The 21,494-nt window shown below is 59.2% G+C and carries 21 protein-coding genes; 20 read left to right on the top strand and 1 reads right to left on the bottom strand.

The annotated features are described in order from the left end of the window. The first annotated feature begins 113 nt into the window (after positions 1-113). From GXP70_RS28565 to GXP70_RS28500, 15 genes are all read left to right on the top strand, one after another. Complete coding sequence (locus GXP70_RS28565) at positions 114-1,361, top strand: serine hydroxymethyltransferase (RefSeq protein ID WP_162360069.1); 1,248 nt, start codon at positions 114-116, stop codon at positions 1,359-1,361. A 203-nt stretch (positions 1,362-1,564) separates the two neighbouring features. After that, positions 1,565-2,356: a sugar phosphate isomerase/epimerase family protein gene (locus GXP70_RS28560; RefSeq protein WP_162360068.1), complete on the top strand. Its 792-nt coding sequence runs from the start codon at positions 1,565-1,567 to the stop codon at positions 2,354-2,356. Between the two features lie 169 nt (positions 2,357-2,525). After that, complete coding sequence (locus tag GXP70_RS28555) at positions 2,526-3,584, top strand: glycine-rich domain-containing protein (protein WP_162360067.1); 1,059 nt, start codon at positions 2,526-2,528, stop codon at positions 3,582-3,584. Positions 3,585-3,765: 181 nt separating this feature from the next. After that, the gene (upp, locus tag GXP70_RS28550) at positions 3,766-4,395 is read left to right on the top strand and encodes a uracil phosphoribosyltransferase (RefSeq protein ID WP_162360066.1); all 630 of its coding nucleotides are present in this window, start codon (positions 3,766-3,768) and stop codon (positions 4,393-4,395) included. Positions 4,396-4,413: 18 nt separating this feature from the next. Next, the gene (gene wecB / locus GXP70_RS28545; protein WP_162360065.1) at positions 4,414-5,562 is read left to right on the top strand and encodes a non-hydrolyzing UDP-N-acetylglucosamine 2-epimerase; all 1,149 of its coding nucleotides are present in this window, start codon (positions 4,414-4,416) and stop codon (positions 5,560-5,562) included. Between the two features lie 189 nt (positions 5,563-5,751). After that, positions 5,752-6,003, top strand: coding sequence for a hypothetical protein (locus tag GXP70_RS28540; protein ID WP_162360064.1), 252 nt, complete (start codon positions 5,752-5,754; stop codon positions 6,001-6,003). Next, positions 6,003-6,413 carry an ATP synthase subunit I gene (locus tag GXP70_RS29650; protein ID WP_192043401.1) on the top strand — a complete coding sequence of 137 codons (411 nt, stop codon included), beginning with the start codon at positions 6,003-6,005 and terminating at the stop codon, positions 6,411-6,413. The genes GXP70_RS28540 and GXP70_RS29650 overlap by 1 nt, the downstream gene beginning before the upstream one ends. Then, entirely contained in the window at positions 6,413-7,186 is a 774-nt protein-coding gene (atpB, locus tag GXP70_RS28535) for a F0F1 ATP synthase subunit A (RefSeq protein ID WP_192043400.1), read from the top strand. The genes GXP70_RS29650 and atpB overlap by 1 nt, the downstream gene beginning before the upstream one ends. A 73-nt stretch (positions 7,187-7,259) precedes the next feature. Beyond that, on the top strand, positions 7,260-7,484 hold the full coding sequence (gene atpE / locus GXP70_RS28530; protein WP_162360063.1) for a F0F1 ATP synthase subunit C: 225 nt from the start codon (positions 7,260-7,262) through the stop codon (positions 7,482-7,484). Positions 7,485-7,587: 103 nt separating this feature from the next. Then, positions 7,588-8,070 carry a F0F1 ATP synthase subunit B gene (gene atpF / locus GXP70_RS28525; RefSeq protein WP_162360062.1) on the top strand — a complete coding sequence of 161 codons (483 nt, stop codon included), beginning with the start codon at positions 7,588-7,590 and terminating at the stop codon, positions 8,068-8,070. Continuing rightward, complete coding sequence (locus GXP70_RS28520) at positions 8,067-8,615, top strand: F0F1 ATP synthase subunit delta (RefSeq protein WP_162360061.1); 549 nt, start codon at positions 8,067-8,069, stop codon at positions 8,613-8,615. The genes atpF and GXP70_RS28520 overlap by 4 nt, the downstream gene beginning before the upstream one ends. Positions 8,616-8,631: 16 nt before the next feature. Then, a complete protein-coding gene (gene atpA / locus GXP70_RS28515; RefSeq protein ID WP_162360060.1) occupies positions 8,632-10,146 on the top strand; it encodes a F0F1 ATP synthase subunit alpha in 1,515 nt (504 codons plus the stop codon). Between the two features lie 227 nt (positions 10,147-10,373). Then, positions 10,374-11,234 (top strand): ATP synthase F1 subunit gamma, encoded by an 861-nt coding sequence (gene atpG, locus GXP70_RS28510; protein WP_162360059.1) that lies wholly within the window; start codon positions 10,374-10,376, stop codon positions 11,232-11,234. Between the two features lie 101 nt (positions 11,235-11,335). Next, the gene (gene atpD, locus GXP70_RS28505) at positions 11,336-12,754 is read left to right on the top strand and encodes a F0F1 ATP synthase subunit beta (protein ID WP_162360058.1); all 1,419 of its coding nucleotides are present in this window, start codon (positions 11,336-11,338) and stop codon (positions 12,752-12,754) included. A gap of 61 nt (positions 12,755-12,815) precedes the next feature. Continuing rightward, positions 12,816-13,217, top strand: a complete 402-nt coding sequence (locus tag GXP70_RS28500; RefSeq protein WP_162360057.1) for a F0F1 ATP synthase subunit epsilon — start codon at positions 12,816-12,818, stop codon at positions 13,215-13,217. Between the two features lie 100 nt (positions 13,218-13,317). Here GXP70_RS28500 and GXP70_RS28495 read toward each other — a convergent pair whose 3' ends face one another. Continuing rightward, entirely contained in the window at positions 13,318-14,865 is a 1,548-nt protein-coding gene (locus tag GXP70_RS28495; protein WP_162360056.1) for a glycoside hydrolase 5 family protein, read from the bottom strand. A gap of 340 nt (positions 14,866-15,205) precedes the next feature. Between GXP70_RS28495 and GXP70_RS28490 the strand changes: the two genes are divergently transcribed. The 5 genes from GXP70_RS28490 to GXP70_RS28470 all read left to right on the top strand — a co-directional run bounded on the left by GXP70_RS28490 (position 15,206) and on the right by GXP70_RS28470 (position 21,324). Further along, positions 15,206-16,666 (top strand): alkaline phosphatase family protein, encoded by a 1,461-nt coding sequence (locus GXP70_RS28490; protein ID WP_162360055.1) that lies wholly within the window; start codon positions 15,206-15,208, stop codon positions 16,664-16,666. Between the two features lie 42 nt (positions 16,667-16,708). Beyond that, positions 16,709-17,506, top strand: a complete 798-nt coding sequence (locus GXP70_RS28485; protein ID WP_162360054.1) for a glycosyltransferase family 2 protein — start codon at positions 16,709-16,711, stop codon at positions 17,504-17,506. Between the two features lie 15 nt (positions 17,507-17,521). Further along, positions 17,522-19,258 carry a glycosyltransferase family 39 protein gene (locus tag GXP70_RS28480; RefSeq protein ID WP_162360053.1) on the top strand — a complete coding sequence of 579 codons (1,737 nt, stop codon included), beginning with the start codon at positions 17,522-17,524 and terminating at the stop codon, positions 19,256-19,258. 188 nt (positions 19,259-19,446) lie between these two features. Continuing rightward, positions 19,447-20,241, top strand: a complete 795-nt coding sequence (locus GXP70_RS28475) for a hypothetical protein (RefSeq protein ID WP_162360052.1) — start codon at positions 19,447-19,449, stop codon at positions 20,239-20,241. A 63-nt stretch (positions 20,242-20,304) separates the two neighbouring features. Beyond that, the gene (locus tag GXP70_RS28470) at positions 20,305-21,324 is read left to right on the top strand and encodes an FTR1 family iron permease (protein ID WP_162360051.1); all 1,020 of its coding nucleotides are present in this window, start codon (positions 20,305-20,307) and stop codon (positions 21,322-21,324) included. Positions 21,325-21,494: the final 170 nt, after the last annotated feature.

The following is a 21,494-nucleotide window of genomic DNA, read 5'->3' as shown; positions in this document are numbered from 1 at the left end:
CTCGAAGCTTCGCTTTCAAACAAAATCTTAGCGTATGCTTCCGAAGCGATTTTGTTCTCTTTCCCCCATCGCTCGGTCAAAGCTGCGCCACAAAATCTTAGGAGGCTGCAACAATGGAAAACCTACGCAAACAAGATCCCGAAATCCTGAAGGCCATGGGCCTGGAGCTTCAGCGCCAGCGCGACAATATCGAGCTGATCGCATCGGAGAACATCGTCTCCGAAGCGGTTCTGGAAGCCATGGGCTCCGTGCTGACGAACAAGTACGCGGAAGGCTACCCGGGCAAGCGCTACTACGGCGGCTGCGAGCACGTCGACATCGCGGAAGATATCGCGCGCAACCGCGCAAAGGAGCTGTTCGGCGCGGAGCACGCGAACGTGCAGCCGCATTCCGGCGCGCAGGCGAACATGGCCGTATACCTGGCCGCATTGAACCCTGGCGACACGGTGCTCGGCATGAACCTGGCGCATGGCGGCCACTTGACGCACGGCAGCCCGGTTAACGCTTCCGGCCTGCTGTATAACTTCGTGCCTTACGGCGTAAGCGAAGATACGTTCACGATCGACTACGCGGAAGTGCGCAAGCTGGCGTTCAAGCACCGCCCACGCATGATCGTTGCCGGCGCTTCGGCATACCCGCGCATCATCGATTTCGAAGAGCTCGGCCGGATCGCGAACGACGTAGGCGCGCTGCTCTTCGTCGACATGGCGCATATCGCCGGTTTGGTCGCCGCGGGCCTCCACCCGAGCCCGGTGCCGCATGCGCACTTCGTTACGACGACGACGCACAAAACGCTCCGCGGTCCGCGCGGCGGCATGATCCTGTGCCGCAAAGCATGGGCGCAGGCAATCGACAAAGCGGTGTTCCCGGGCTCCCAAGGCGGTCCGCTGATGCACATCATCGCGGCCAAAGCGGTTGCGTTCGGCGAAGCGTTGCAGCCTTCGTTCAAGGAATACGGCAAGAACGTCGTTGCCAACGCGCAAGCGCTGGCTGAAGCGCTGATCGCGCAAGGTATCAACATCGTATCCGGCGGCACGGACAACCACCTCATGCTGATCGATCTGCGCAACCTGAACATCACGGGGAAAGACGCGGAGCATGTGCTGGATTCCGTCCAAATCACGGTCAACAAGAACGCGATTCCGTTCGATCCGACCAGCCCGTTCGTCACGAGCGGCATCCGCATCGGCACGCCGGCGGCAACCTCGCGCGGCATGGACGTCGAAGCGATGAAGACGATCGCGGAAGTGATCGCGATGACGCTGAAGAACCCGAAAGACGAGGCCGTGCTGGCCAAAGCGCGCGGCATGGTCAGCGACCTCGTGTCGCAATACCCGCTCTACCCGGGCATCGCGTACTAATCGCAAGCTGAATTATACGCCGACGGTCAAGCCTGTTGGCCGCATTGCGCTCCTTCCGGATGCGCGGTGCGGCACAGCAGGCTTTTTTAAATGCCGGGCAGGCATAAAGCGCTTGCTGTCGAATTGGTAGTGAGGGCCGTCCGCATACGCGCGCTCGGCCGCCGGCTTCATGCGATACGACTGAATTGGAGGAGAACACAACGATGAAATTGGGAATTATCGCCGAACCGAAAGCGGAAAGCTTCGACTACGCCGCCGGCCTCGGCTTGGAGTTTCTGGAGTTCTGCATTAACGTAGGGGTACCGGCAGGGGACTTCGCGGCCGTTGTTCCCGAGCTTAAAGCGGCAAGCGCCCGCACCGGCGTCGCCGTAGGATCCATCGGCCGCTGGGGGCCGGACCGGATCGCGAAGGACGGAAGCATCATCGAAGAGGAGCTGCAAGCGTCGTACACGCTGATCGACGCCTGCCAGGAGCTGGGCTGCCCCGTATTCGTCTGCGGCGCCAACTATATCGAGGAGCGTTCGTATTTCGAGAACGTCCAGTCCGCGATCGCCTACTTCGAGAAGCTGCTTGCCTATGGCCAGGAACGCGGCGTCCGCATCGCGACCTACAACTGCCACTGGAACAGCTTTATCGTCGACGGCTCGGCATGGAAGCTGATTCACGGCCACCTGCCGGAGCTCGGCATCAAGTTCGATCCGTCCCATGCCCGCTATAACGGCCAGAATTATTTGAAGGAGATGACGGACTGGGGCCATCGCTTCCTTCACGTGCATATCAAAGGCTCGGTTATCGTGGACGGCAAACGGTTCGACGATCCGCCGGCAGGTCTCGATCAAACGGACTGGGGCACGTTCATGTCCATCCTGTACGGCGTCGGCTACGCCGGCGGCTTGAGCATCGAGCCGCACTCCAATGTATGGACGGGCGAGCTGGGCGACAAGGGCGTCCGCTTCACGGTCGACTACATGAACCGCCTGATGCTTCGCGGCTGATCGCCATTCAACAAGAAACCCCTTTAAGGCGGCTGCGGCTCTCCTTAAAGGGGTTTTGTTTATGGGGAAGAAGATTGTCCGCACGCGGATCATTTTTCCTCGAAATGACCTGTCTACGGCGAGAGGCATGGTATGATGGAGGCAATTGATTCGAAAGGGTGTGCGGTCCGTGCTGCTGGCCATTATCATTGTCATCGTCTCCATCGTCGTCGTGCTGAACCTTGCGTCCAAGCAAGGGCAGGGCGTGCGCGGCGGCCGCTCCGGGATAAGCCGTCCGTCGGCGCCGCTGCGGACGCCTCCGGCATGCCTCGGCGTGCCGGAGGGCCATCCGGCGCGACCTGCCGCGGAACGTCTCGAAGCCGCTCTGACGCCGGATTTCGAGGCCCGCGTCAAGGATCGGGTGCTGCGCCATGCACCGAGCATGCGGGAGGGCGAATGGCAGTGGCGCTGGTTCGAGCTGAAGCGGTATTTTCTTATGTGCGGCGTGCTTCGCGGCGTGCCGATGTACAGCTCGCAGGTCGACGATGTCTGGCACGAAATGCTGATGTTCACGCGGGAATACGAGCAGTTCTGCAAGCAATTCTGCGGCCAGCTCATCCATCATGCGCCGCATGAGGCGGGCGCCAAGCCGGACCGCGGCGAACGGGCGTGGTTCGATTGGATCTACGGCGAGCTCTTCCTGCCCGCGTCCGGAAGCGCGCGGCTGTGGGGAGCGTTCTACCGGACGCCGATGCCGCGCGAGCGAATGCGCGAGCTGGAGACGCGCGGCGCGGATGAGCTTCGCGCCGAACGGTTCAACGCGGGCGCGGCGGCGAAATTTCCGGACTTGGCGGCGACGATCGATTACTTGATCGGCCGCGGACGGAAACTGGCGGCCGTGCGGGATACGCGATCCGCGGACGGCGATTCCGATTGGACCTCGACCGCCATGATGACGGGCATGCTGTCGACGGTATTCTTCGCCTCCTCCTGGGGGCCGGAAGAGAGCTTCCGGTCGGAGATGGAACAGCATCAATCCGAGGAAGAGCTGCGCCAGGGCAGCGGCGGCGGATGCGGAAGTTCCTTCGCCTGCGGGGGCGGCGCCGGGGCTGATAATAACGGGTCCGACAATAACGGGGGAGACAGCGGTTCCTGCGGCGGCGACGGGTCATCCGGCGGCGGCAGCTGTTCGGGCGGCAGCGACGGCGGGTCGTCCTGCGGCTCCTCGTGCGGCGGAGGCGGCGATTAGCGCCCGCGATGCATGCCTTCTCCCCGATCAAGCGCGGCTGGCAGCGCCCTCTTCAATTGCAAGAAATCGGCGCGTTCGGGCATACTTTGCAGTAGCGATTTCACCCCATTGCGCGAAAGTGCATTATATCGCGCCGGATGCTATAATAATCAGTTGAAGAAGATCACCGGGAGGAAGAACGATGGGCACTCTTACAATTTGCGACCATCCGCTTATCCAGCATAAGCTGACGTTTATTCGCGATAAAGAAACGAAAACGAAAGACTTCCGCGAGCTCGTGGATGAAATCGCCACCATGATGGCTTACGAGATTACAAGGGATTTGCCGCTGGAGACGATCAATATCACGACGCCGGTCGTCGAAACGCCGAGCAAGGTCGTCTCCGGGCGCATGCTGGGCGTGATCCCGATTTTGCGCGCGGGCCTCGGCATGGTCGAAGGCATGCTGAAATTGATTCCGGCGGCGAAAGTGGGCCATATCGGCCTGTTCCGCAACCCTGAAACGCTGCAGCCCGTCGAATACTATGTGAACCTGCCTGCGGACGCCACGGAGCGGCTGCTCATCGTCGTCGATCCGATGCTGGCGACCGGCGGCTCGGCCAATGCGGCGATCGCTTCGCTGAAATCGCGCGGCTGCACGCAGATCAAGCTGATGTGCCTCATTGCCGCGCCGGAAGGCGTGAAGGCCGTACAGGAAGCGCATCCCGACGTCGACATCTACCTGGCCTCGCTCGACAGCCATCTGAACGATCACGGTTATATCGTGCCTGGACTTGGCGATGCCGGCGACCGCATGTTCGGAACAAAATAATGCTAGGAGTGACTCTCATTGGCGAAGTTGAAAGTAATGACCGTCTTCGGCACGCGGCCGGAAGCGGTAAAGATGGCTCCCCTCGTGCTGGAACTGCAGAAGCATCCTGAAGAAGTCGAATCGATCGTATGCGTAACGGCGCAGCATCGCCAAATGCTCGACCAAGTGCTCGAGTTTTTCAAGATCGCGCCGGACTACGATCTCAACGTCATGAAGGACCGGCAGACGCTGACCGAAACGACGGTGCGCGTGCTGGAGGGACTGGAGCCCGTGCTTCGCGAATCGAAGCCGGACATCGTGCTCGTCCATGGCGACACGCTGACCTGCTTCCTGGCCAGCTATGCGGCGTTCCTGCAGCAAATTCCCGTCGGCCACGTGGAAGCGGGTCTGCGGACGTGGAACAAGCTGTCGCCGTATCCGGAGGAGATGAACCGGCAGCTGGTCGGCGTTCTGGCGGACGTTCACTTCGCGCCGACCGATTGGTCCGCGAACAATCTTCGCAAGGAGAACAAGCCGGAGGCGGCCATTTACGTGACGGGCAACACGGCGACCGACGTGTTCCAATACACGGTGGACAAGTCCTTCACCCATCCGGTGCTCGAATGGGCGGCCGGCAAACGATTGATCTTTATGACGGCGCATCGGCGGGAGTCGCTCGGCGAGCCGCACCGCAATATTTTCCGCGCGGTCAAACGGATTGCCGACGAATTCGAGGACGTCGCGTTCGTCTACGCCGTGCATATGAATCCGGCCGTGCGTGAGCCGGCGAACGAAATTCTCGGCGGCCACCCGCGCATCAAGCTGATCGAGCCGCTTGACGTATTCGAGACGCATAATTTCTTTCCGCATGCCTATATGATCATGACCGATTCCGGCGGTATCCAAGAAGAGGCGCCTTCTTTTGGCGTGCCTACGCTCGTGCTGCGCGACACGACGGAGCGCCCGGAAGGCATCGAGGCGGGAACGCTCGAGCTGGTCGGCACCGACGAGGACGTCGTTTACGACCGCGCGAGAGCGCTGCTGACGGACGAACGGCTGTACGCCAGAATGAGCAACGCGGCCAATCCTTACGGCGACGGACAAGTCTCCATTCGGATTGTAGAGGCAATTTTGCATCATTTTGGCAGGCGCGGCGAACGGCCTGAGCCGTTCACACAACGTTCATAGGATTCGCTAATAGGCGCGCATGCTTGAGAACGCTACAGCATACAGTGCTACTGTACGGTTTGAAAGTCCGAAAACCCTAGGTAAATCAAGGGTTTTCGGCTTACCGTTCACTAAATGTTTGAATTTATATCAATTGACAAACCGGAACCCGCTTGGCTAAAATAAATAAGAGTTTTGGAGTGATTCGTGATGAATCGATCCGATAACGACAAGAATCGCAGCACAGAAAACGGCAATTTCGGCGATAATCCGTGGCGGGCCATGGGTCTGATCGGATCTGTCGGCGGTACCATCGGTGCCTGTCTCGGTCTGGGGTACTGGATCGGAGCGAAATTCGACACCGGGTACGGCGGGATCGTCGGTATGGCCGCGGGCTTCGTAGCGGCCGTCATCATGACGGTATTTCTGATTCGAACGTTTACAGGGGGCAATGCGCGATAATGGATGAGTTGTCCAGCCACCTACGAACGGTAACTCGTATTACGTTCTTATTTTTGTCTCTCTGTTTCGTAGGATGGGCCCTGTTTCCGGCAGCCAAACCGCATTTCGGCGGTTTGATTCTCGGCACCGCGGCAAGTCTTGCAAACGCCTTCCATCTTTCATGGAAAGTACAACGAGCGGGTTCATACGCTGCGGCTCAGGTCAAGCGGCGCGTGAATCTCGGCTTTTTAACGCGCGCGTGCATTGCGCTGCTCGCGTACGTCGTCGCGACGAAGTACTTTTCATTCAGCCTCTATGGGACAGTAGCCGGATTATTTACAGCTCAATTGGCAACACTTTTATTGGGATTTAAAGCCAAGAGCAAACCGGCGGCACGGCATTCTACCGATGAAAGGGGTGAAAACAACTAATGGATCATATTTTCCCTGAAGTGGAATTGGGCGGCATCAGCTTCGACCTGGCTGCCATTTTCATGATCATTCTCTCCAGTATCATCGTATTCGTGCTCGCCAGACTTGCAGTTCGGGGGGCGTCGGTAACGAATCCGACGAAGATGCAAAACTTTCTGGAGTGGGTTATTGAATTCGTTACCAACATCATCGGTACGTCGATGGACGTCAAGAAGGGCCGTCCTTACTTAACGCTCGGCATCGCGCTGATCATGTACTTGTTCGTAGCCAACTTGCTGGGTCTGCCTTTCGGGGTCATTACGAAAGTCGTGGACGTACATCAAGGCGCGCAGTTCCTGGGCATGGATTTGGTTATGCCGTCGGACCTCGCCGCTGACGAAGAAGTTCACATTGCTTGGTGGAAATCGCCGACGGCGGATGTTGCCGTTGCAGGCGCGCTAATGGCGATCGTCATCGTATTGACGCACGTCGAGGGCTTGCGCCGTAACCGCAAACATTACCTCAAGCACTATTTTGAGCCTTACATTGCCTTCTTCCCGCTGAACGTTATCAAGGAGGTTGCGAAGCCTTTGTCGCTGTCGCTTCGTCTATACGGTAACATCTTCGCGGGCGAGGTCATGATCTCCGTCATCATGGGCATGGGCTGGGTAGGTATACCCGCTCTGATCGTGTGGCAAGGGTTTAGTATTTTCGTAGGCGCGATCCAATCCTTCGTCTTCGTCATGCTGACGATGGTGTACATGTCGCAGGCCATTGTGCATGAAGAGCATTAACGCAGCAACAAGCCCGCTTAAACACGGGACAACATAAACAACTATTTCCAAACATTCGAGGAGGATTTTATCAATGGGAGCAACAGCTTTAATTGCAGCAGCAATTGTATTTGGTCTTGGAGCACTGGGTGCAGGTATCGGTAACGGTTTGATCGTAGGTCGTACGGTTGAGGGTATCTCCCGTCAGCCGGAACTTCGCGGTACGCTTCAAACGACAATGTTCATCGGGGTTGCGCTCGTAGAAGCATTGCCGATCATCTCTCTCGTACTCGCGTTCATTTTCTTCGCAAAAGCTTAAGACAATCATCGCAATCCGGCGGGGAGTGCCATTGCCTCCGCGCCTTCCTTTTGTCAGCTTTCCGCGGAAAGCCGACTAATTTCCGGAAAGGAGTGACCTGCGCGTGCATATCGAATGGTCCAATTTTTTCATTCAACTGATTGCCTTCGGCATCCTTTACTGGCTGCTTAGCCGTTATGCTTTCGGTCCGCTCTTCTCCATCATGGAACAGCGCAAGCAGTTCGTGAAAGAGCAGCTCGATAATGCGGAGAACAGCCGCAAGCAAGCGGAACAACAGTTCGAAGAGCAGAAGCAAACGCTGCAACAAGCTCGCAAAGACGCTTACGACATCCTCGAGCAAGCGAAACAAACGAGCTCGAAGCAAGCCGACGAAATCGTACAAACCGCTAAATCCGAGGCGTCCCGCCTGAAGGATGAAGCCGTTAAAGATATCGAGAGCGAGAAGAACAAAGCGATCGCGGCCCTGCGCGGCCAAGTCAGCGGCATGTCCGTCATGATCGCATCCAAAATCATCGAGAAGCAAATCGATGACAAGTCCCAAGAGCAGCTCGTTAACCAATACTTGAACGAGGTTGGAAGCAAATGAGCCGCGAGAGCGTCGTAGCTAAACGCTACGCTAAAGCACTGTTCGAGCTGGCGCAAAGCAATAACGCCGTTGCGGATGTCGAGAAACAGCTGAAAATCGTCGTCGATGCCTTGTCCGGGGATGCGCAAATCCGCAAATTCCTGGCGCTGCCGAACGTCGAGGTCAGCAAGAAAATCGATATCATCAAAGGCGCTTTGTCCGACAAAGTATCGGTTATGGTCCTGAATACGGTAGAGCTTCTGATCGTTCGCGGCCGCCAAGGCGAGATCGGCTCCGTGTATGAAGCCTATACGAAAGTAGCGGGCGATGCGCTCGGTCAGGCACACGCTACCATATATACGGCGAAATCGCTCACTGCCGAGGAAATGTCCAAAGTAGCGGCGCAGTTCGGCGAAATGATCGGCAAACGCATTATCGCGAAACAAATCGTTGAACCTGCCTTGCTCGGCGGCGTACAAGTGCGCATCGGCGACCGTCTGTACGACGGCAGCCTCTCCGGCAAGCTGGCTCGACTTGAACAAGCGTTGAAAACTCAAGCATTGTAGATAGGGGTGAACGGAATTGAGTATCAGACCTGATGAAATCAGCACGCTGATTAAACAACAGATCGAACAATTTAAATCCGAAATTCAAGTCGTTGACGTCGGTACGGTCATCCAAGTCGGTGACGGTATCGCTCGCGTGCACGGCCTTGAGAACGCGATGGCCGGCGAGCTGCTCGAATTCTCGAACGGCGTTATGGGCATGGCCCTTAACCTTGAAGAAAGCAACGTCGGTGTCGTTATCATGGGACCGTACAAGAGCATCCGCGAAGGCGACCAAGTGAAAAGAACCGGCCGTATCATGGAAGTTCCGGTAGGCGAAGCGCTGCTTGGCCGCGTCGTGAACGCACTGGGTCAGCCGGTCGACGGCAACGGACCGGTTGCGACGACGGCTACTCGTCCGATCGAATCTCCGGCACCGGGCGTCATGGCCCGTAAATCCGTATTCGAGCCGATGCAAACCGGTATCAAAGCGATCGACGCGATGATTCCGATCGGCCGCGGTCAGCGCGAGCTCATCATCGGCGACCGTCAAACGGGTAAAACGCAAATCGCGATCGACACGATCGTCAACCAAAAAGGCAACGGCGTTATCTGTATCTACGTTGCTATCGGCCAAAAGCAATCCACGGTTCGTACGGTTGTCGAATCCCTTCGCCAGCAAGGCGCGTTGGATTACACGATCGTCGTAACGGCGAGCGCTTCCGAGCCGTCCCCATTGTTGTACATCGCGCCATACACGGGCTGCTCGATGGGCGAGTACTTCATGTACAACGGCAAACACGTCCTTGTTATCTATGATGACCTTTCCAAACAAGCGGCAGCATACCGCGAGCTTTCCTTGCTGCTCCGCCGTCCTCCGGGCCGGGAAGCTTATCCGGGCGACGTATTCTACCTGCATTCCCGTTTGCTGGAGCGCGCGGCGAAGCTGAACGACGAGCTCGGCGGCGGTTCCCTGACGGCGCTGCCGTTCATCGAAACGCAAGCCGGCGATATCTCGGCTTACATCCCGACGAACGTCATCTCCATTACGGACGGTCAAATCTTCCTTGAGTCCGACCTGTTCTACTCCGGTCAGCGTCCAGCGGTTAACGTTGGTAACTCTGTATCCCGCGTAGGCTCCTCGGCGCAAATCAAGGCGATGAAGAAGGTTGCGGGCACGCTCAAGACCGACCTTGCCCAATACCGCGAATTGGCTGCCTTCGCAGCATTCGGTTCCGACCTTGACAAAGTAACGCAATCCCGTCTGAACCGCGGCGAGCGTACGCTTGAAATCCTGAAGCAAGGCGTTAACCAGCCGCTGGCCGTAGAGCGTCAAGTCGTATCCCTGTACACCGTTACCCGCGGTCATACGGACGATATTCCGGTGCAAGACGTACGTCGTTTCGAGCAAGGCCTCCTGGCTTACGTGGACGCGAACAAGCCGGAAATCTTCGCTTCGATCCGCGATACGAAAGACCTTACATCCGACAACGAAAAAGTGCTGGTCGAAGCGATCAAATCGTTCAAAAACAGCTTCTCCGTGTCGGTATAACCATAACTCTCACCTTCGAACCGCATGCTGGATGCGTGCGGTTCGAAGCAAAATTATAAGAATTTATAAGTTTCGACTTATAAACGAGCTTATAATTCTCCGGAATGAAACGCGCCTCGCCGCCATAAGGAGGCGATAGCCGTTTCATCTTGTAGCACGTAATAACCCCGGCCGAAGTGTGAAGCGGAGCTTCGTCAGGTAGGCCGGTAATAAGGTGGTGACAACGAATGGCTAAAGGTATGCGCGAAATCAAACGCTCGATCAAGAGCACGCAGAACACGAAGCAGATTACGAAGGCGATGGAGATGGTCGCTTCCGCGAAGCTGCGGAGAGCACAAGAGGCTGCCGTAGCATCACGTCCATACACCGACAAAATCCGCGAAGTGGTTGCGAGCATTGCATCGGGCGGAGGCGCGATCAAGCATCCGATGCTGCAATCCCGCGAAATCAAGCGTACGGCTTATCTGGTCGTGACGTCTGACCGCGGTTTGGCGGGCGGTTACAATGCGAACGTGCTTCGTAAAGTATGGGTAACGATTCAGGAGAAGCATAAGTCTCCTGCCGAATACGACGTGTTCGTCATCGGACGCAAAGGCCGCGACTACTTCAAACGCCGGAACATCAATCTGGCCGAGGAAGTGACGGGTCTGTCCGATTCGCCGAAGTTTTCGGATATCAAATCGTTGGCGAACGCAGCCGTTAAAGGGTTCGAGAGCGGGAAGTACGACGAATTGAACCTGGTCTACAACCAATTCCATAATGCAATGACCCAAGTGCCTGTCATCAAGCAGCTGCTCCCGCTCGATCAGTCGGAATTCTCCGGCGCGAAGGCGAGCTACGAGTATGAGCCGTCTCCCGAGAAGGTGCTCGACGTGCTTTTGCCGAAATATGCGGAAACGGTCATTTACAGCGCGGTATTGGAAGGCAAAGCGAGCGAGTTCGGCGCGCGTATGACGGCAATGGGCAACGCGACGAAGAATGCGACGAAGATGATCGGCGCGCTGACGCTCACGTACAACCGCGCTCGTCAAGCGGCGATTACGCAAGAAATCGCGGAAATCGTCGGCGGCGCGAACGCGCAGGCATAATTACACGATCGTTCCGGAGGCTTCTCCGGAACACACCATAGCGCTTAAAGTTTACGCTTCCGGGAAGGTTTCTTGCCGGAAAGCATACAGGAGGTACCAGAATGAGCAAGGGGCATGTAGTCCAGGTTACAGGTCCGGTTGTCGACATCGCGTTCGAGAACGGACATTTGCCTGAGATTCTGAATGCGATCAAAATCGAGCGTAAAGCTCAAAACCCGGGCGAAGTCGACATCAACCTGACGGTTGAAGTCGCGACTCACCTCGGCGACAACCTGGTTCGTTGCGTTGCCATGTCTTCCACGGATGGCCTTGTAAGAGGCACCGATGCCGTTGATACGGGCAACCCGATCACGGTTCCTGTAGGTCCGGCTACGCTTGGCCGCGTATTCAACGTACTCGGCGATCCGATCGACAACAACGGCGACGTTGACCGTTCGATCGCGAACCCGATCCACCGTCAAGCACCGGAATTCGAAGACCTGTCCACGCAGCAAGAGATCCTGGAAACAGGCATCAAAGTCATCGACTTGATGGCTCCTTACGCGAAGGGCGGTAAAATCGGTCTCTTCGGCGGCGCGGGCGTAGGTAAAACCGTAACGATGCAAGAGCTCATCCACAACATCGCTCAAGAGCACGGCGGTATTTCGGTATTCGCCGGCGTAGGCGAGCGTACTCGTGAAGGTAACGACCTGTACCACGAGATGAGCGATTCCGGCGTTATCGCGAAGACGGCGATGGTATTCGGTCAAATGAACGAGCCGCCGGGCGCGCGTCTTCGCGTTGCTCTGACGGGTCTGACAATGGCTGAATATTTCCGTGACGTGGAAGGCAGAGACGTTCTGCTGTTCGTCGACAACATCTTCCGTTTCACGCAAGCAGGTTCCGAAGTATCCGCATTGCTCGGCCGTATGCCTTCCGCGGTAGGTTACCAGCCAACGCTGGCAACCGAAATGGGTCAATTGCAAGAGCGGATCACGTCGACGAAGAAAGGTTCCGTTACATCCATTCAAGCGATCTACGTTCCTGCCGATGACTACACCGACCCGGCTCCTGCAACGGCGTTCGCTCACTTGGACGCAACGACGAACCTTGAGCGTAACATCGCGGCAATGGGTATCTTCCCGGCCGTTGACCCGCTCGCATCGTCTTCCCGTATCCTGACGCCGGAAATCCTTGGCGAAGAGCACTACCAAGTCGCTCAAACCGTTAAGAAAATCCTGCAGCGCTACAAAGAGCTTCTGGATATCATCGCGATCCTCGGTATGGACGAGTTGTCCGAAGAAGACAAACTCATCGTTCTGCGTGCGCGCCGTATCCAATTGTTCCTGTCGCAGCCGCTTCACGTTGCCGAAGCGTTCAACGGTATTCCGGGTATCTACGTGCCGGTTAAAGAGACGGTACGCAGCTTCAAAGAAATTCTCGAAGGCAAGCACGATAACCTTCCAGAGCCGGCATTCCATAACGTCGGAACGATCGAAGATGCAGTTGCGAAGGCGCAAAAACTCGCGCAAGAGGTTTAATTCGCGCCTTAAGCTTACGAAGTTGCGTCTTACCTCGTAGGGCGCATGGGAGGGTAAGGTCATGAGCTCCTTTTTACTGGAAATTGTAACGCCTGAGCGTAAGGTTTATGCTGAGGATGTAAATATGGTCATTGTCAAAGGCTCCGAGGGCGAGATGGGCATTCTGCCCAATCACATCCCGATGGTGACACCGTTGAGAATTGCGCCCGTTACGGTCAAGAAGAAGAACGTCGAAGAGAAAATCGCCGTCGGCGGCGGTTTTATCGAAATCCGCAAGGATAAGGTCGTTATTCTGGCCGAAAGCGCGGAGCTGCCGGGCGATATCGACCTCGCCCGCGCGGAATCGGCGAAACAGCGCGCGGAACAGCGTCTGGGCGGCAAGAACGATGGGTACGATCATCTTCGCGCCGAGCTTGCGCTGCAGCGCGCGCTGAACCGGATCGCGGTTAAATCGAACGGTTAAGCAACTATAAAGGCTGGTTCCCCATGGATCTCATCTGTGGGGAACCAGCCTTTTTTTTGGCGTTGAACGTCCGAGCAAGTGCGATGAAGCGACAGCGAGGCTAGTTGATGCTGTCGACGTATATGCTGCCGATCCACGTTCCGCTCGTCTTCAGCTCGATGCCGATGCGCTGCATGGGCGCTGGCGCGTTCGAAGGGATGGTCACGGTGATCGTATTCCAGGCATTCTTCGTCAGGCCGGAGTAGACCTGGTAGGTGCCATGCCAGGCCCAGGCATTGCTCTGGACGAACGGCTGAACCGACGCAATGGCCGCGCCGCTCGGCACCCAGACATGGAATGTTACGGTGGCCCCGGGGCTAAGGCCAGCCGGCGTATCAAGCTGTGCGTAATACGTCGCGGCGGACGTCGAGCTGACGGTCATCTTCAAGGAATGCGTACCGGCGAAGGCGCGATCCGCGCTCGAGGCTGCCGTCAGGCCGTTCGTGCCATAGAAGCTCTGCACGGAGCTCTCGAAATTGAACTTGGCCGTATCGCTGCCGGTGCTCGTGCCAGGGAAGACGACCGAGTTATGCGCGCTCTGGAAGGCCGTCGTGGCAGGGGCCAGGTTGCTCATGTTGCCGTTGCTGTCAACGCCGTTCGACGTCCAAGGCATGACGCCGGCATAGCCGTTCGTGAACGCATTGGAGAAGTCGCTTGTCAGCGTATGGCCCGTCGATCCGAGCGCCGGGCATTCGCCGACAACGACCGGGCGATCCCAGACTAGGTACCAGCTCGTAGGCGAAACATAGAACGGAATGCCCCAATACGGGTCATTCCACGGATAGTAATGCGGCGAGTAGAAGTCGATCTTGGCGAGCGGGCTGTTCACTTTCGCTTGCAGCGCGGAGTCGCTGACTTTGTTGCCGCTGGAGCCGCCTGCCGTCGCGCTGTTGTACTTCACCATGCCCATGCCGACCGTCGTCAGAATGCTGCTGTTCTGATGGATGGCGACGGCTGCCTTGGCGAAGTACGTCTGCAGACGATCCCAGGAGAGCTGTCCGGCATTGGCGTTCTCGTACACCCAGTCCGGCTCGTTCATCAAGTCGATGGACCAGAGCCAAGGGTTGTTCTTGTAGCGGTTGACGAAAGGAATGAGGTAGTTGTTGACGTAGGAGTCGATATTGGAGTCGCTGAGCAGCATGTTGCGCCAGCTTTGATAGTTTGCGTGGCTGTCCGTGAAGTGGTCGAACGACATTAGCGTTGCCATAATGTACACGCCGTGGTTTTGCGCGATCTGGAACAGGCTGTCGAGGTTGTTCCAATGCGCCGTCGTTGCGCCGGTCACTTGGCCGCTGCTGTTGATGTTGATGCCGACTTCGCCGTTGCATGTAATCCACACCCGCGTGGCATTAACGCCGTTGGCGTGCAGCGTCGCGAAATGATTGTCCCACCAAGCGTAGTCGAAGGAGCCGCCGAAGTCGTTCCAGCTGTTCCACGGCGTATTGGCGCCGTTCATGAAAATTTGCTGACCGCCGGCATAGAAGTTCGTTCCGCTGATGGTGATACGGTCTCCGTAAGCCGCATGCACGGAAGATGGAATGGCTAACGAGCCAAACAGAAGCGCAAGAGACAGGCATAGACATAACAGGCCGCTGCGTGCTTTCTTCATGATTCATCAATCTCTCCTCTCGTTAATGGGAACAAGCAAGCTTCTTCGAACCCAATCGTACGCGAGCCTCAGCCTCCTTCGGGGTGCAGCGAATATGTCAATCAATTACAATTCCATTGTTGATGAGCAGGGCTTGATTGTAAATAGAAGATTGTAATGAGTTTCAGCCGCCTGAACGGGCCACGTCCATGCGGCAGCGGGCGAAGGAAAGCGTTTGACGCCTATGGGGTCTGGCACTATACTGAACGATAATGCTTCTCATTGAAAGCAAGAAATCGATGCAGGAGGGCCCGGCACGGCCGCTTGTCCGCGGGCTGAGGAAGAGAGAGGGGCAATAGAAATGAAGAAAGCGTCGGGTTTCGAAATCATAGCGGCGCGCTGCTGGAATTTGCTGAATGAAGGGAAGCCGTTCACGCCGATTTTCACGATCGGGGTCTACGCGCTCTACCATATGAACGCATGGGGGGACGGGAGCTTCTGGGAACGGTTCGGGCTGGGGCTGCTCGCCGCGCTTCCGTTATTCGCGCTGTATTTCTATTATGATTTTCCGTTGTTCCTGCGCAATTATTTGTGGTTCCCGGTCGTTGCCGCGCTCCTGCTCTGGCGCGATACGGCGCTCGATCCGGGGCTGTATGCGCTCGGCATTGGCCTGTTCCTGTTTTTCACGATTTATTTCTGGGGAACATTCTACTACCATCTTCGGATCGGCACGTCGTGGTGGAACTTCAAGCGGTTCTGGAAGCTGGTGCTGAAGAACAGCGATTCCACGAGCGGCAATGCCCAGGAGCAGCTGCCGAAGTTTCTGCTGCTGCTCTTCGCGGTCGACACGGCGGGCGCGAAATGGGCGGGGACGCCCGGGCAGCCGGGCGATTTCGGCTGGGGGACGTACATTTGGTTCGTGCTTGGGACGGCGGTATACGCTTGGGTGCTGCACCGCTATCTTTTCGACTGGAAGCCGAAAGAGATTCCGGGGTATACGGAGCCGGTCGCCCGGCCGTCGGATGCGCCGGGCGGCAAAGTATTCGTGCTGGTCATCGACGGCATGCGGAAGGACCGGTTCGAGGAAGCGAACGCGCCGTTCCTGAAGCGATGGCGGGCGGAAGGCACGGAATATACGCAGATGGAGACCGTGTACCCTGCGCGTACGGTCGTCTGTTTCTCGTCGATGTTCACGGGCACGTACCCGCGCGAGCACGGCATAACGTCCAACATGGTGTGGAAGCTCGGCATCAAGGTGGAATCGATCTTCGACAGCCTGCGGAAAGTCGGCAAGCGCGGCCGCCTGCTCGGCATCGCCCACCTGATCGACTCCATGGGCGGCGATGTGGAGAGCGTGACGGCGGTCATGCACAACGATAAAGCGGACCGCAACATCATGGAGCGCGCGAAGCTGATCGTGGAGGAACAGCATCCGGAGCTGCTGGTCGTGCAGTTCATCGCGACCGATCAGACGGGGCACAGCATGGGGGCGCTGTACGAGGAGTACCGGCAGAAAATCGAAGAGGCGGACGTGCTGATCGCGGAATTCGCCGGCTGGCTGGCGCAGCGGGGAGACGCGGAGAACGCTACGTTCATCGTCTGCGCGGATCATGGACAGGCCGACGGTATCGGCGGACACGGGCATTTGGACGAAGGCGAGCGCTACGTGCCGTTCTTCCTGTACGGTCCGGGCGTGCGCCAGGGCGTGAAGATCGATGCGAAGCATTCGCTCGTGTCGGTCGCGCCGACGCTCAGCTATTTGCTTGGCGCGCCGCTGCCGAGCCACAGCCGCGGACCGGTGCTGACGGATGCTTTTCAATAGAGGTTGCGGGATATGAGCCGCGGAAGAAGTGGAGACATCGAGATGAAGAGGAAATTGGTTGTATTCTTGCCGGCCCATAACGAAGAACGCAGTATCGGAACCGTGATCGCCCGTATTCCCCGGGAAATCGGCGCGGGCTGGCAGGTCGAGGTGCTGGTCGTGGACGACGGCTCCGCGGACGGAACGGTGCGAGAAGCGCGGCTGGCGGGCGCCGACCATATCGTGTCGTTCGCGCGCAACCGCGGGCTCGGCGCCGCCGTGCGCGAGGGACTTGCCGGCTGCGTGCGGCTGGGCGCCGACATCGGGCTGATGATCGATGCGGACAATGAATACCCGGCCGAGGAGATTCCCGAGGTGATCGCGCCGATCCGCGCGGGCCGCGCGGACTATACGATGGGCTCGCGCTTCAAGGGGACGATCCGGGGGATGAGGCTGCACCGTCGCATCGGCAATGTTTGCTTCACCGCGCTGCAAGCGATACTGCTGCGGCGGATGATATGGGACGGGCAGTCGGGCATGCGCGGCTTCTCGCGGGAAGCGATGGAGCGCGCGGAGATTATCCACGATTATAATTACGCGCAGGTGCTGACGCTCAATCTGGTGCGCCAGGGCTTCGTGATGGAAGAAGTGCCGATCACGTACCGCGTGCGGGTGTACGGGCAGTCGTTCATCAAATTCCGGAAGTATCTCGGCCATGTGCTGCCGGCCATATGGAGAGAAATGCGGCGTCCGGCCGGACGTCGAGGCAGCGTTCGCGAAGGGAAACGCCCGGCGGCCGTTCAATTGGCGGCGGATGGGGCGTTGGCGCGGGCGTCCAAGCGGGAGACAGGATACGAGTAGAGGGAGGCGGCGTCGTTGGAAGGACGAGAGACGGAGCGTGGGCGGCGTCCGGACGGCGACGGGGACGCTGCGGCGCCGGGCCTCGCATGGCTGGCGCCGCTCGCGGCAGCCGTTCTTGTGCTGCTGTGGGCGGTCTATAGCTGGCTTCACCGCAGTCCGTATGCGGCGAGCTGGGACGAGATCGATTTCGTGCTGGCGCTGGACCGGTTCGATTTGCTGGCGATGCAGCCGCATTTCCCGGGCTATCCGTATTTTGTCCTGGGCGCGATGGCGCTTCGCCGGTTGGCGGGCGATCCCGTCCAAGCATATGAGCTGTTGAATATCGCGTTGACGGCCTCGTCGGCGGTGCCGGTCTGGCTGGTCGCGCGGCGTCGCCTGACGGGACCTTGGCCGCTGCTGGCCGCGCTGCTCGTGCTGACGGCGCCCTATTGCTGGCTGCAAGCGGTACGGCCCATGTCGGAAGCGGCCGGCAACGCCGTGCTCTGGTGGTTCCTGTGGAGCTGGGCGCGGGCGATGGAACGCCGGACCTGGAGCCGTCTGGCGCTTGCGCTGTTCCTGTTCGGCGTGCTGATGGGCGTGCGCCTCTCGTTCGTTCCGTTCGGCCTCGGGCTAGTCTGGCTGCTCGGGCTGGCGATCGCGGACTGGCGGCAGGCGGGAAAGCGCATCTGGCCGCGCCTTGCGTGCTTCGCCGCGCTGGCCTGCGGCTTCCAGCTGCTCTGGCTGGCTGGGCTTGCGCTCAGCGAAGGCGGGGCGCGCGGGTTCGTCAAGCTGGCCCTGACCTTCACGGAGGGCCACTTCAGCGAGTGGGGCGGCGGCGTCGCTTCCGCCGCCGAGCGGATGTCCTTCGCGACGCGGGCGCTGCGCTTCGCGGGCGACAATGTGCTCTGGACCGGGATGTTCGCCCGGTCCATGGCACTGTTCGCGGCGGCGTCGGGGCTGCTGCTCGCCGCCGTGCTCTCCGCGGGGGCGAGGCCGCGCCCGCCCCGCGGCAGCGCGAGCGCCGGCGCGCGCCTCGCGCCCCGGGCGGCGGCATGGCTCCGCCGCCCGGGGCTGCCGGGGGCGCTCGCCGCGCTCGCCGGCGCCTACGGCGCCTGGGCGCTGCTGGCGCAGAACATCGACAAGCCGCGCCACATCACGCCCCTCATCGGCGTGATGTGGCTGCTGCTTGCGCTGCTCTGCGCGGCAGCGCCGCCAGCGCGGCCCGCCGCGCCCCCTTCGCCGGCGGCGCCCGGCGAAGACGCTGCCGCGCAGCGGCGGCTGCCCGCGCCGGCGGAACCCGGCGCAGGCGCGAACCCGCGCGGCGAGCGCATCCGCCGCGCGCTGCGGGCGGCCGGCGCGGGCCTGGCCGCCGGCGTGATCGCGCTCCAGGCCGCGCGGGGCGGCGGGCTGGTCGCGCGGCAGGCGAGCGAGCCGCCGGCCGTCTACCAGCTCGCCGACGGCCTGCGGGAGCTGGCGGCGGCGCATCCGCATAACCGCTTCGTCGTCTACACCTGGGAAGAGACGCGCGTGCTCGATTACGTGCGCGTGCCGGTGACGAGCCGGCGGATCGAAACGTACAGCTATTTCATCGCGGACGTGCGGGCGGATCCGGGCGCGACGGTGCTGCTGACCGACCATGTGCTGAAGGGCTTCGAGGCGCAGGCCGGATCGCTGGCGGATCGCGTGAAGCCGATTGCCGCGTACAGCGGCGATCCGCTGTTCGAGCCGGTGTATCACGACATCGCGTTATATGAATGGATCGGCGGCCCCTGAGCCGCCGCCCGTCTGCCGGCGGATGGAATCGTGACACGGGATGCGCGCGGCTTTATGCCGCCCGATCGCATATCATTAGCCTATTGACACGCTAATTGAAAATGATTATCGTTGTTAGCGTGTATGTAATAGTTGAACGGTGCATGCCGATACGAAGCAAGATGACCAGGAAAAGGTGAACTGCAATCATGCGTACGATATTGAAGGGCGCCCTGCTGCTCGTTGCGATTTTCCTCGCGTTGACGCCCGCGAGCGCGAGCGCGTACTCCTATGGCGATGCCAACACGGAGGACGTGGCCGAGACGTTCAAGCTGGTCGTATCCGCGCTCGGCAAATCGCCGGCGGATTGGAAAGCCGCGGAAGCGGCACAAAAGGAAATGCGGGACGTATTCGTGTCCCACTTCGGCGAAGGCGTCGCCGCGACCTTGGACGCGAATATGCAAGCGCGCGATGCGGACGCCGTGATCGCCAATTATAAAGCGATGCTCGTCATGAACCTCAACCGCCGTTTCAGCAATGCGATTCAGAGCGTCCATGATTATACGCAGGCGAAGCTGCTGCTGGCCAAAGCGCGCGCAACGTACGAAACGCTTGCTCCCTATGCGGAATCGAAGCTGTCCAAGGCGGACCTGGACGGCTTGTCCGCCGATTTCGACGCCGCGCTGACGGCGATCGGCAATCCCGGCTTGTTCGGCGTGGGCAAGAAGGAGCCCGACGAGAAAGCGCTCCAGGATGCCGTGAACCAGGTGTACGGCGCCATGAAGCCGCTCTTTCCGTTTACCGCCGATCCGGCGGCCGCGGGCAAGGCGGGAGGCGCGGACGTTCAAACCGCCGAGCCCGACACCATCGACGGCACGGAGAAGCATGCGGCGATGGCCCGCGAGACGAAAACGAATCCCGCGATCACGGTGGGCGTCATTGCCGGCATCGTCGTCATCGGGGGCGGAGCCGTCTTCTGGGCGCGGCGCAAAGGCTGGTTTTAAGTTTTATTCGCCCCGTCCGCGGCGGCCGGCGAACAAGGTTAAGGTAAGGAGTGAGCATTCACCATGAACGTGCAGGCCTTTCTCATTATGTTTCGCGAGGCGTTCGAAGCGATTCTGATCGTCGGCATCATCATTACGTATTTGAACCGGATCGGTCAGTCCAAGTGGAACAAATTCGTCTGGCTCGGCGTTGCGCTCGCGATGGCCGCGAGTCTTGGCGTCGCCATGCTGTTCCAGAACGTGCTGGACGGGTACGCGACGATGGGCAGCAAGGATTACTTGCGGATCGGCATTCTGATCGTCTCGGCCGGCCTGCTGACGCATATGATCCTGTTCATGAGCAAGCAGAACCGCGAAATGCGAAGCAAGCTGCAGAGCAAGGTGGCGCTCATTCTTACGGCCGGGGGCGCGCTCAACATGATCGTGCACTCCTTCCTCGTTACGCTGCGCGAAGGCGTGGAAACCGTCTTCTTCTTCGCGGCGATCAGCTCCGGCGACATCTCCAAATCGCTGCAAAGCTGGGGCGCCCTTGCGGGACTGGCCGCGGCCGCGCTGCTCGGTCTCGTCGTCTTCAAGGGAAGCAAGCGGATCCAGCTCGGGACGTTCTTCAAAGTGACGAGCGTCTTCCTGATCATGATCGCGGCGGGCTTGCTCGTGCAGGCGGTCGGCGTGATGCAGGACTTGAACGTGATCGGCAGCGTCTACAAAACGCCGGGCGGCCAGGTGGCGGCGATGTACGATTTGACGTGGCTCATGCCGGAGCATCCGATCGACGAGGCGAATTATATCCGCGATACCGGGCATCATCCGGTGTTCCACGGCCAGGTCGGCGTCTTCTTCAAAGCCTTCCTCGGCTACTCGGAGGACCCGTCGCTCGAGGAATTCGTCTGCTATTGGTTGTACTATGCGTTCGTCTTCGTGCTCATTGCGAGGCAGAAGAAGGTGGCTTCGCTAGCTGCCGCGCAGGCGAAGGAGGGCGAGACGGACGCTCCTTCGCTTCCCGGCGATCCCGGCGCGCAGCCGCCGGAGCAGGCGGGCGAACAGGACGATACGGTCCGCGCCGATAATTCGACGGCCGTGTAGCGCAACGTTACGCGTCCGTATCGCATTCATTCGAGGCTCCCCTTCATGGCGAAGGGGAGCCTCTTGCGTCGTGCGCGCGTCACAAAATCGCCGCAACTTTTCGGGACGCATCCCGCATATACTTATCAGGCGGCGGCCGTTCCGATGCGGAAGGCGCCGGGCATAACCGG

The sequence above is a fragment of the Paenibacillus lycopersici genome (assembly GCF_010119935.1).
GTDB lineage: Bacteria > Bacillota > Bacilli > Paenibacillales > Paenibacillaceae > Paenibacillus_Z > Paenibacillus_Z lycopersici.
This window is presented reverse-complemented; position numbering and strand designations above follow the sequence as displayed.